General features: G+C 58.1%; 7 protein-coding genes. 6 read left to right on the top strand and 1 reads right to left on the bottom strand.

Features of this window, described 5'->3' with window-relative positions:
• Nucleotides 1-106: 106 nt before the first annotated feature.
• Together gabT and BM174_RS07920 are read left to right on the top strand one after the other, a co-directional pair.
• On the top strand, nt 107-1,450 hold the full coding sequence (gene gabT, locus BM174_RS07925; RefSeq protein ID WP_425442345.1) for a 4-aminobutyrate--2-oxoglutarate transaminase: 1,344 nt from the start codon (nt 107-109) through the stop codon (nt 1,448-1,450).
• Between the two features lie 117 nt (nt 1,451-1,567).
• A complete protein-coding gene (locus tag BM174_RS07920) occupies nt 1,568-1,921 on the top strand; it encodes a SpoIIAA family protein (protein WP_093923319.1) in 354 nt (117 codons plus the stop codon).
• A 17-nt stretch (nt 1,922-1,938) separates the two neighbouring features.
• Here the strand turns inward: BM174_RS07920 and BM174_RS07915 are convergent, their stop codons facing one another.
• On the bottom strand, nt 1,939-3,555 hold the full coding sequence (locus BM174_RS07915) for an FMN-binding glutamate synthase family protein (RefSeq protein WP_093923318.1): 1,617 nt from the start codon (nt 3,553-3,555) through the stop codon (nt 1,939-1,941).
• Nucleotides 3,556-3,966: 411 nt separating this feature from the next.
• On the opposite strand from BM174_RS07915, the gene BM174_RS07910 reads away from it, so the two are divergent.
• The 4 genes from BM174_RS07910 to BM174_RS07895 all read left to right on the top strand — a co-directional run bounded on the left by BM174_RS07910 (nt 3,967) and on the right by BM174_RS07895 (nt 11,859).
• Nucleotides 3,967-4,923 (top strand): TAXI family TRAP transporter solute-binding subunit, encoded by a 957-nt coding sequence (locus BM174_RS07910; protein ID WP_093923317.1) that lies wholly within the window; start codon nt 3,967-3,969, stop codon nt 4,921-4,923.
• 101 nt (nt 4,924-5,024) lie between these two features.
• Complete coding sequence (locus BM174_RS07905) at nt 5,025-7,775, top strand: TRAP transporter permease (protein ID WP_093923316.1); 2,751 nt, start codon at nt 5,025-5,027, stop codon at nt 7,773-7,775.
• Nucleotides 7,776-7,941: 166 nt separating this feature from the next.
• Nucleotides 7,942-9,045, top strand: coding sequence for a carbon-nitrogen hydrolase family protein (locus tag BM174_RS07900; protein ID WP_093923315.1), 1,104 nt, complete (start codon nt 7,942-7,944; stop codon nt 9,043-9,045).
• Between the two features lie 75 nt (nt 9,046-9,120).
• Entirely contained in the window at nt 9,121-11,859 is a 2,739-nt protein-coding gene (locus BM174_RS07895) for an aminotransferase class I/II-fold pyridoxal phosphate-dependent enzyme (protein ID WP_093923314.1), read from the top strand.
• Nucleotides 11,860-11,862 lie beyond the last annotated feature (3 nt).

Here is an 11,862-nt window from a genome sequence, read left to right as displayed (position 1 = left end):
AGACGTTTTTTTAAACGCAAGAGCGCGTTGGCAGCAAAGGAAATCTGAAATGTCCAGCACCGTCAAAAAGCAGTCCAGCAAAAATAGCACAAAGAAAAAGCCGGCAATGGCAGTTGTGCAGTCCATCTCGCCAAAGCTGGTGCAGTCGGCCGACCTGACCAACGCCGAGATGATTGCCCGCCGCGAAGCCGCCGTGCCACGCGGTGTTGCCTCTGCCGCGCCAATCTATGCCAAGTACGCGGAAAACGCCGAGCTTTGGGATGTTGAAGGCAACCGTTTCATCGATTTCGTCGGCGGCATTGGTGTGCTGAACACCGGCCACCGCCACCCTAAAGTGATCGAAGCTGCCAAGGCGCAAGAAGACCACTACACGCATACCTCGTTTCAGGTTGTGCCTTACGGCCCCTATATCGAACTTGCGGAAAAGCTGAACAGCCTAGCCCCCGGTGATGCTCCCAAGAAGACACTTCTGGTCACAACTGGCGCTGAAGCTGTCGAAAATGCCGTGAAGATTGCGCGTGCAGCAACAGGCCGCCCCGGTGTGATCGCCTTTACCGGCGGCTACCATGGCCGCACTCTGCTGACGCTGGGCATGACCGGTAAGGTCTCTCCCTACAAGAAAGACGTGGGCCCGTTCCCGTCCGATATCTTCCGCGCGCCTTTCCCGTCGGTCCGCGATGGCATCACTGTCCAGGACGCGCTGACTGGTTTGAAGAACCTCTTCCTGACGGATGCACAGCCCGAACGTGTGGCCGCGATCATCATCGAGCCGGTTTTGGGCGAAGGTGGCTATACGCCAGTGCCCTTCGAAATGATGACAGCCCTGCGCGACATCTGTGACCAGCATGGTATCTTGTTGATCGCTGATGAAGTTCAGGCGGGCTTTGGCCGGACTGGCACATGGTTCGCGATTGAACATTCCGGCGTGGTGCCAGACCTGATCACCGTCGCTAAATCAATGGCGGGCGGCTATCCTCTGGCCGGCGTAATTGGCCGTGCCGACATCATGGATGCCATGGCCCCCGGCGGTCTGGGCGGCACTTATGGCGGCAACCCTGTTGCCTGTGCTGCGGCTTTGGCAGCAATCGAAGCGATCGAAGACGAAGGTCTGCTGGCACGTTCAACGGCGATGGGTGAAACCCTCAAGGTCCGTTTCGCAGAAATCGGTGCGCGCGCCGCGCCTTATCGGTTCTGGGATATTCGCGGGCTGGGTGCGATGGTCGCGGTGGAGTTTGTCACTGACTTTGACACCATCAAGCCGGACGCCGATTTCACCAAACGCGTTATCGCGCACGCCCTCAAGCGCGGCCTGCTGTTGCTGAGCTGTGGCATGCACGGCAACGCGATCCGTGTGATGGTGCCGTTGACCGCCTCCGACGCGATTGTAGAAGAAGGCCTTGAAATCTTTGAAGCATCGATCGCAGCTGCGATTGCAGAAGAAGCAAAGTAAGCTTTTCCACACACCGAAACTCAAGCGAAAAGCCGCCGGAAATCTTTCGGCGGCTTTTTTATTGTGAACAACATAGCTTCGGCATGCGTTTATCGGCTTCAATGAAGGAGCTTGCACGTGATTGAAATTCAGGAATTTGCCCCTCGAAAACTCGCGATGACGCTGACCGGTCAGATCGACGCGCGCGATGTTGAAGCAATCGAAAAAATCCTCGGCCCCTATCTCGAAGACGAAGGCGCGGTGAACGCGATGATCGACATGACCGGTCTTTCTGCACCCAGCACAACGGACCAACGTTCGCTCGACGCGCGCATCCTCGCGCAGCTTGATAAGGTTGGCAGGCTCGCCATCGTAACGGGCGGCAAGGGATTTGGCGCGGCGCTCAAGGTCTGCGATGCGATCATGCCGCCCGGTGCGTTCAAACGGTTTGCGCCAGAGCATCGCGGCGAAGCGCGGGCGTTTATTTCCTAAGTCCCTGACGGCCGCGCCTAGTCAAACGGCGCGAAGCTATCGGCGCGGGCGCGTGCCCAGCGGGTTTTGTTGCCCTTATAGTCGGCCGCGCTGTCGTCCAGCAAATACCCCTCGGGCAGATAGGCATAGACCTGATCACCCTGCACCATGCTGCGGTCGCTTTGGCGCTGCATCAGGTGGCGCGGTAGAAACTCGTTTGGATGGCCCAGACCCGCCGCCCCAGCCATCTCGCCCAAGGCTCGCATCGTGTTGCGATGAAACCGTGCGACGCGCACGCTTTTATCGCCCACATCCAAAGCCCGCTCGCGGGTTTTATCCTGGGTGGCGACACCGACGGGGCAATGGTTTGTATGGCAGGCCTGCGCCTGAATACAGCCGATGGCAAACATGAAACCCCGTGCCGAATTGCACCAATCGGCCCCCAGCGCCAATGCGCGGGCGATGTCAAAAGCCGAGACGACCTTACCTGCCGCACCGAGCTTGACCTGATCCCGGATGCCAGCGCCGCGCAGTGTGTTGTGCACAAAGGTCAGCCCTTCGATCATTGGCATGCCGACGTGATTGGCAAATTCGAGCGGGGCCGCACCCGTGCCGCCTTCGGCCCCGTCAACCACAATAAAATCAGGTGCTATGCCGGTTTCCAGCATCGCCTTGACCATGCACATAAATTCACGCTGGTGGCCGATGCAGAGTTTGAAACCCACAGGCTTGCCGCCCGAAAGCTCGCGCAGTCTTGCCAGAAAATGCATCATCTCGATCGGGGTCGAAAACGCAGAGTGGTGGGCGGGCGAAATGCAATCTACTCCCATCGGTACGCCGCGCGCCTCGGCGATTTCGGGGCTGATTTTGCGGGCGGGTAACATGCCCCCATGGCCGGGTTTGGCGCCTTGGCTCAGCTTGAGTTCGATCATCTTGACCTGATCCAGCGAGGCGGTTGCGGCAAATTTATCAGGGTCAAAGCTGCCATCTGCCGCCCGCGCACCAAAGTAGCCCGACGCGACCTGATAAATCAGATCTCCGCCACCCGCCTTGTGGTATCGGCTGACCGAGCCTTCGCCAGTGTCATGGGCAAATCCGCCAAGCTGTGCACCGGTGTTCAATGCCTGGATCGCATTGCCCGACAGCGAGCCAAAGCTCATTGCGGAGATGTTATAGATCGACGCGTCATAGGGCTGCTTGCAGTCCTTATTGCCAATGCGCACGCGAAAATCGGTGTTCTCGATGTGTTTAGGCTGCACCGAATGGGTGACCCATGAATACCCTGCATCATAGACCCGCATGCGCGTGCCGAAGGGGCGGGCGTCTTCCTCGCCCTTGGCGCGTTGGTACACCAGACTGCGATCATCGCGGCTAAACGGCTCTTCGTCTTGATCGGATTCGATCAGATATTGGCGGATTTCTGGCCTGATGCCTTCAAAGAAAAACCGCATATGCCCGAGCACAGGATAGTTTCGCAAAATCGAGTGTTTGGTCTGGAACAAGTCGTAAATGCCCAACGCCGACAGGATGGCCAGCACCGCGAGCGGGATGAGAAACCAGATCGACCAAGTGAAACTCAGTACAAGGGAGACTGCCGCGAGCAGGGCGATCCCGATGAGAGGAATAAACCGGTTATAGCGTTGCAAGTCGGGCATGTTTGCTCCAGAAAATCGCGAAAAAGGGCCGGAGGGCGCAGTTTGCTGAGTTCACCGAAATGCGCAAGGGAGCGCGTGGCGTAAAGCCGGTATTTGGTTATTATATTAAACACATTGGGTGATTTTTCCGTAATTATCTGATCAGTGACCTAGCTAAAGCATGCGAATTCATGCGCTTATGGCCCGAAAAAGGCTTTATGCGATGCTGGCTTGATCATAATATCAAACATGCCTAACCTGAACGCAAGAATCTTGCCCGTTGTGTGACGGTGCGGCTTTTAAACGAGAGTAGGGGAGGATCCGGTACTGTTCGGGTTTGACTTGAAGCCACTTTTTAAAAGACTAGCCTTAGGCCAGTGATGGCCAGCTTACGGGGCTTGGTGATCAAAAATTAAAAAAGGGGAGACATTTATGAAAATGTTCAAAACACTAGCAATCGCGGGGGCTCTTGTGGCCGGAACCGCGGCGACAGCTCAGGAAAAGTTCATCACCATCGGGACCGGCGGTCAGACGGGTGTGTACTTTGTTGTGGGTCAGTCGATTTGCCGTCTGGTTAACCGTGACAGCGATAAAACCGGCCTGAAATGTACGGCGCCCTCCACCGGTGGTTCGATTGCCAACATCAACGCAATCAAAGCGGGTGACATGGATATGGGCGTCGCCCAGTCCGACTGGCAGTACCATGCGTATAACGGCACGTCCGAATTCGAAGGCAACAAGTTCGACAAAGAACGCGCTGTCTTTTCGGTACACGGTGAGCCTTTCAACGTGATCGCGCGTAACGATAGCGGCATCGAAAGCTTCGATGACCTTAAAGGCAAGCGCGTCAACATCGGCAACCCTGGCTCAGGTCAGCGGGCAACGATGGAAGTCGTGATGGCGGCCAAAGGCTGGACGCTGGACGATTTCGCGCTGGCGTCGGAGCTGAAGCCAGCCGAACAGGCCGCCGCATTGGGCGATAACAAGGTTGACGCGATCATCTATACCGTCGGCCATCCCAACGGCTCCATCCAGGAGGCGGTTTCGACCATCGATGCGCATATCGTGCCCGTCACTGGTCCTGAGATCGACAAGCTGGTCGCCGACAATCCGTTCTATGCCAAGGCCACCGTGCCGGGCGGCATGTATAAAGGCACCGACGCAGACGTCGAAACCTTTGGCGTGAAGGCGACATTTGTCACTTCGGCGGATGTAGATGACGAGGTGGTCTACGAGGTGGTGAAAGCCGTGTTCGAGAACTTCGACCGCTTTAAAAAGTTGCACCCTGCCTTTGAAAATCTCACCAAAGAAGAGATGATCTCTGACGGGCTGTCTGCACCTTTGCACCCTGGTGCCGAGAAGTACTACAAAGAAGCAGGCCTGATGTAATCATCGCCTAAGATTGCTTTTGCACGGCGGCGTTTTGCGCCGCCGTGCGCACCTAAAAATAAAAACACCGACCTTAAGGTCGGGTTATCAGGGAAAATGCGATGTCTCAGAAAGACCAACAGAAGGCCGCGGCTGTAGAAGCCTACGGCGCGGGCCATGGCGGGCTGAGCCAGATGGAGCTCGACGAGCTGGTTGCCTCTTCCGATACGGGCGGGCGGTCTGTTTCCGGCATGGTAGGCACCTTGCTTTTGTTGGTTGCGCTGGCGTGGTCGCTGTTCCAGCTTTATATCGCATCTCCTTTCGGTCTGTTTAACGACACGCTGGCCCGTTCGATCCACCTCGGCTTTGCGGTGTTCTTGGGCATCATGATGTTTCCCGCAGCCCGGACGAAATTCCAACTCGCCCTCGGGGTAATCATACCCTTGGCACTTGCCGCGCTCTTCATGCTCAGCGCGAAGGACGGCACAGCCGTCTGGTGGGTGCCGATCCCCGCGCTTTTTGTTATTGCGACGGTCGTGCTCGGTTCTCCCAAAGACCGCGTGCCGGTTTGGGAATGGGCGCTGGCCATCGTTGGTGCACTTTGTGCGCTGTACCTGTTTATGTTCTACCGCGACATCGCTGACCGTGTCGGTGCCCCGATCATGCAAGACTATGTGGTTGCCGTCACGGGCATCCTGATTTTGCTGGAGGCGACGCGCCGCGCACTGGGGCCAGCTTTGATGATCGTGGCTTCGGTATTCCTGCTCTACACAGTTATGGGCCCGAATATGCCCAGCATCATTGCCCACAAGGGCAACAGCCTGTCCGAGATCGTCAACCACCAGTGGATCACCACCGAAGGCGTTTTCGGCATCGCGCTGGGGGTTTCGACCTCTTTCGTGTTCCTCTTTGTGCTTTTCGGCTCGCTGCTCGACCGTGCGGGCGCGGGCAACTATTTCATTCAGGTCGCCTTCAGCCTGATGGGCCATATGAAGGGCGGACCTGCCAAGGCTGCGGTCGTGTCCTCTGCGATGACGGGGCTGATCTCGGGTTCTTCTATCGCCAACGTCGTGACCACAGGCACCTTTACCATTCCGCTGATGAAGAAGGTCGGCTTCAGCTCTGAAAAGGCAGGCGCGGTCGAGGTTGCGTCCTCGGTCAATGGTCAGATCATGCCGCCGGTCATGGGCGCTGCGGCATTCTTGATGGTCGAATATGTCGGCATTCCCTATTTCGACGTGGTCAAACATGCGTTTCTGCCTGCGGTGATCTCGTATATCGCGCTGGTCTATATCGTGCATCTTGAGGCGCTGAAGGCGGGCATGGAAGGTCTGCCGCGCGCCTATACGCCCAAACCGATCGTCCAGCGTCTGATCGGTATCGCCTTTACGATTGCGGTGATCTGCGTTGTGTCCTTTGCGGTTTATTACGGCATGGGCTGGATCCGTCCGGCCTTCCCCGAGACGGCGGGTTATATCGTCTTTGCCTTCATCTCGCTGGTCTACGCCGGGCTTCTCTATGTCGCCTCGCGTGAAAAGCCGCTCAAGATGGAAGACCCTGACGCGCCAGTGACTTCGCTGCCTTTGCCGGGTCCGACGGTGCGCTCGGGTCTGCATTTCATCCTGCCAGTTGTCGTGCTGGTCTGGGCCTTGATGGTGGACCGTCTGTCGCCGGGCTTGTCGGCTTTCTGGGCCTCGGCATTTATGATTTTCATCCTCGTCACCCAGCGTCCGCTGATGGCAATTTTCCGCGGTGAAAGCCGGTTGGTGGCGGACATTAAGGCCGGTGTTTTTGATCTGATCGACGGATTGGTGACCGGTGCGCGCAATATGATCGGCATCGGTATCGCCACGGCGACGGCCGGTATTATCGTCGGCGCAGTCAGCCAGACCGGTGTTGGCTCGGCGCTGGCCGATGTGGTCGAGGTGCTGTCTGGCGGCAATATCCTTGCGATCTTGTTGCTCACGGCGGTCTTGTCGCTGATCCTCGGGATGGGGCTGCCGACAACGGCGAACTATATCGTGGTGTCAGCCTTGCTTGCACCGGTTATCGTTACGCTGGGTCAGCAAAACGGCCTGATCGTACCACTGATCGCGGTGCACCTTTTTGTGTTCTACTTCGGTATTATGGCGGACGTGACCCCGCCCGTCGGTCTGGCGAGCTTTGCCGCCGCCGCCGTGTCGGGCGGTGACCCGATCAAAACCGGTGTGATCGCATTTTTCTACAGCTTGCGGACGGCGGCGCTGCCGTTCCTGTTCATCTTCAACACCGAATTACTGCTGATAAATGTGACATGGGCACAGGGCTTGTTCGTGTTTTTCGTCGCGACCATCGCGATGCTGCTCTTTGCGGCTGCAACCCAAGGGTGGTTCTTGGCGAAAAACCGCTTCTACGAATCCATCGCATTGTTGCTCATCGCCTTCACGCTGTTCCGCCCCGGTTTCTGGATGGATATGGTCTCTCCGCCCTACGTCGAAGAAGCACCGTCCGAGATCGTTCAGGCGGCGGCGGATACGCCAGCAGGGGATCGTTTGCGCCTGCGGGTCGCGGGGATGAACGATCTGGGCGATCCGATCACTTTTGTGGCGCTGCTGCCAATTGGCGATGGTGCAACAGGCGAGGAGAAGCTTGAAAACGCTGGTCTTCTCTTCCGCGAGGACGGCGACAAGATGATCGTGGATGACGTCACCTATAACAGTGCGGCACAGTCTGCCGGGCTTGATTGGGACCAAGAGGTGCTGCGCGTGCTCAAGCCTGTGCCGCAGCCCAGCAAGTATCTGATGTTCATTCCGGCGCTGCTGTTGCTGGGCCTCATCGTGTTCCTGCAGCGCGGGCGCAATACGCGCGGTCTGCGTCAGACGGCAGCGGCCTGAAGGTCATCGGGGATTTCGCTGCATATGGGCCTTACACAGGCCGTTTACGGTGTTCGCAAGTCACCTGTTCCACATCTGTGCGCATCGGCGTAAGGAACGTGCAACGCGGGCCGAGGCGTGGGGGGATCTCCCCCGTGCCGGTCTGCCCTGTACGGAGTGAACAGTTATGACACCATTCGCGATTGCCGGCGTCCAGATGTACGTCAACGCCCTTCAGTCGAATGTCGAAGGGATGATCCAGCGGCTTGATATCCTGATGGCCCGCTTCCCGTGGACCCAGATGGTGCTGTTCTCCGAACTTGCCCCCTTTGGCCCGTTGGACCGCTTTGCCCTGCCACAGCAGAACGAAGCGCTGGAGCAGTTTCAGGCGGCCGCCGCCAAGCACCGTGTCTGGCTCATTCCGGGGTCCATGTTCCTCAAGCACCCTGAAGATGGCCGCATCTATAACACCTCGGTGGTGATTAACCCCGAAGGCGAGATCATCCGCCGTTATGCCAAGATGTTTCCGTTCCGGCCCTATGAGGCTGGCATCGCAGCAGGCACCGAATTTTGCGTCTTTGACGTGCCGGATGTGGGCCGTTTCGGCCTATCGATCTGCTATGACATGTGGTTCCCCGAAACCACGCGCCAATTGACCAGCCAAGGCGTCGAGGTGCTGTTGCACCCCGTGCTGACCGGCACCACCGACCGCGATGCCGAACTGGCGATCGCGCGCGCCACGGCGGCACAATTCCAGTGCTATATCATTGACGTGAATGGCCTTGGCGCTGGCGGTGTGGGCAAGTCCTGCGTTGTGGATCCGACCTCCATGGTGCTGCACCAGTCGGCAGGCCAGGAAGACATGTTCCCGATCGAGGTCGATCTGAGCATGGTGCGCCGCCAGCGCGAGGCGGGCATGAAAGGTTTGGGGCAGGTTCTGAAATCCTTCCGCGACCGGTCGACCGACTTCTCTGTCTATGACCGTGACAGCGGCACCGATGCCTATCTGCACACACTCGGGCCACTCGAAATCCCACATCAGGGCAGCCGCGCAGGCTTGCACGTTGATGTGCCTGCGCAAGTGGTGCCGGAACTGCCAGTTTTCAAAGGTCACGATTCCGTGGCGGCGCACGGCCTTACGGCCAGCGAATTCCCGATAGAGCCAATGCCGAACCCGTCTGCGGGCACGGCCAATATTCCTGTCGCTGCACCTGTCGCACCTGCGGCGATCCCTAATCCTCCCGTGAAACCCGGTGTTCTCACCGGATCGGGCGATACATCCAGCGGGTAGAGCGAAGCGTTCACGTCCGGCACTACCGCCGGACCCTGAGTGCATCGTTCGAACCCGTACAACGGAGAACGATTGATGCACTCAATGAACGACTATTCTTCTGCCATCCAGTTGCGATCCGACCGGTGGAGCGCGCTGCGCGAAGCCAGTGCTGCACTGACCCGTGGGCCCAATGCCCGCGAAATAACCGTATTGGTCAAACGTGCCGAAGAGTTGCTCAAATCTCTGGAGCTGATCGAACCCTATTGGGCGTTTCCGGGGATGCCTGCCTTCGATTATATGCGCCGCCAGTTGGCCCATGGCAATTATGACGATATGGCCTTTGCCGTAAGCCGCGTCACCCGCGCCCTGACCACGGGTGCTTACCGCCGTCGCACGATCCCGCTGGAACGCGACAGCATGGATTCAGAGGAACATAACGACGAGGAGTTGCTCAGCCCCGAAGCACGCGCGCTTAGCAAACCCTATTTCGAAGTGCTCATCGTTGACAACGTGAACGAGCAGCAAGAACGCTGGCTCAAGTCCAACGTCACCCGTATGCGCCGCCCCGAAGATCCGTTTATCTATGAGGCGGTGGTAGTGCCGTCCATCGAGGATGCGCTAATCGCGGTGATGTTCAACCACAACATTCAAGCCATCGTTGTCCGCCCGGGTCTGACGCTGCAATCCAAAATGGTCGAATCCATCCTGACCCGCTATCTTGCCCGCGCGGGTGGCCGCGAAGAGATCAGCGCGCTTGAACCTGAAAACTATGGCCCCGAACTCTGCCGGATGATTGCCAAGGTCCGTCCCGAGCTTGACGCCTATCTGGTGACCGAACGCTCGGTCGAGGATATTGCCGGCCTTGATCTGGGGATTTGCCGTCGGGTTTTCTATAACCAAGAAGACTTCATGGAACTGCACCTGAACATCCTGCGCGGGGTGCAGTCGCGCAACAAATCGCCCTTCTTCACGGCGTTGGTCGAATACTCCAAGCAACCGACGGGTGTGTTTCACGCGATGCCGATCAGCCGCGGCAAGTCGATCACCCGCTCGCACTGGATTCAGGATATGGGCGCGTTCTACGGGCCCAATATCTTCCTCGCGGAAACCTCTGCCACCTCCGGCGGCCTCGACAGCCTTCTGGAGCCGCATGGGCCGATCAAGGAAGCGCAAGAACTGGCGAGCCGCGCCTTTGGCTCCAAACAGACCTTCTTTGCCACCAACGGCACCTCGACTTGTAACAAGATCGTGGTACAGGCGCTGGTCAGGCCCGGGGATATCGTGCTGGTTGACCGGGACTGCCACAAGTCGCACCACTACGGCATGGTGCTGGCAGGCGCGCAGGTCTGCTATCTCGACAGCTATCCGCTGAACAAATATTCGATGTATGGCGCGGTGCCGCTGCGCGAAATCAAGCATCAACTGCTGGCGCTGAAGGCGGCAGGCAAGCTTGACCGTGTGCGGATGCTGTTGCTGACAAACTGCACCTTTGACGGGCTGGTTTATAACGTCGAGCGGATGATGGAGGAATGTCTGGCGATCAAGCCCGACCTGATTTTCCTCTGGGACGAGGCGTGGTTTGCCTTTGCCCGTTTCAACCCGACCTACCGCCAGCGGACGGGCATGAACGCCGCGAACACCCTGCGGGTCAAGTTCAAGTCCGAGGCCCACGCCCGTGCTTATGAAGCGCAGCAGGAAACACTGAAGAACGCCGACGACGAGACCTTGATGAACACGCGGCTCATCCCGCCACCCACGGCGCGGGTGCGGGTCTATGCCACGCAATCGACCCACAAAACCCTGACCTCGCTGCGGCAGGGGTCAATGATCCACGTCAACGATCAGGACTTTAAGGGCGAGGTCGAGCAGAGCTTCCACGAAGCCTATATGACCCATACCTCGACCTCACCGAACTATCAGATCATCGCCTCGCTTGATGTCGGGCGCAGGCAGGTGGAGCTCGAGGGTTTCGAGTTCGTCCAGCGCCAGATCGAGGCCGCGATGTCGATGCGCCGCGCGATCACCGACCATCCGTTGCTGAACAAGTACTTCAAGGTGCTGACAGCGGGCGACATGATCCCCGAGGAGCACCGTGAAAGCGGCGTCACCAGCTATTCCGACCAGCAACAAGGCTGGACGGATATGTGGGATTGCTGGGAGAAGGACGAGTTTGTGCTCGATGCCACCCGGGTCACGCTGGCAGTTGGCGGCACCGGCTGGGATGGCGATACTTTCAAGACCCAGATTCTGATGGATAAATACGGCATTCAGATCAATAAGACCTCGCGCAATACCGTGTTGTTCATGACCAACATCGGCACCACGCGGTCTTCGGTGGCCTACCTGATCGAAGTATTGGTCGAAATCGCCAATTCGCTCGACGAGCTGTTGGACGATGCCAGCCGGATGGAGCGTTTGTCGTTTGATCGCCGCGTTGCCAACTTGATGGAAAACTACCCGCCGCTGCCGGATTTTAGCCGCTTCCACGAGGCGTTTCGCGCCGATGATGTGACCCCCGAAGGCGATATCCGCACGCCCTTCTTTCTCGCCTATGACGAAAAGAATTGCGACTATCTGGAGCTTAACGGATCGCTGAAAGAGGCGATGGATGCAGGGCAAACAGTGGTCTCGGCCAGTTTCATCATCCCCTATCCGCCGGGCTTTCCGATCCTCGTGCCGGGGCAGGTGGTCAGTCAGGAAATCCTGTCGTTCATGCGGGCCTTGGATGTCAGCGAAATCCACGGCTACCGCCCCGATCTGGGGCTCCGCGTCTTCACCGATGCGGCGCTGAAAAGCGTGCGCAAGAAAAACCTCTCGTCTTCTCCTGCTTAAGAA

Source organism: Sulfitobacter brevis, from assembly GCF_900112755.1.
Lineage (GTDB): Bacteria > Pseudomonadota > Alphaproteobacteria > Rhodobacterales > Rhodobacteraceae > Sulfitobacter > Sulfitobacter brevis.
This window is presented reverse-complemented; position numbering and strand designations above follow the sequence as displayed.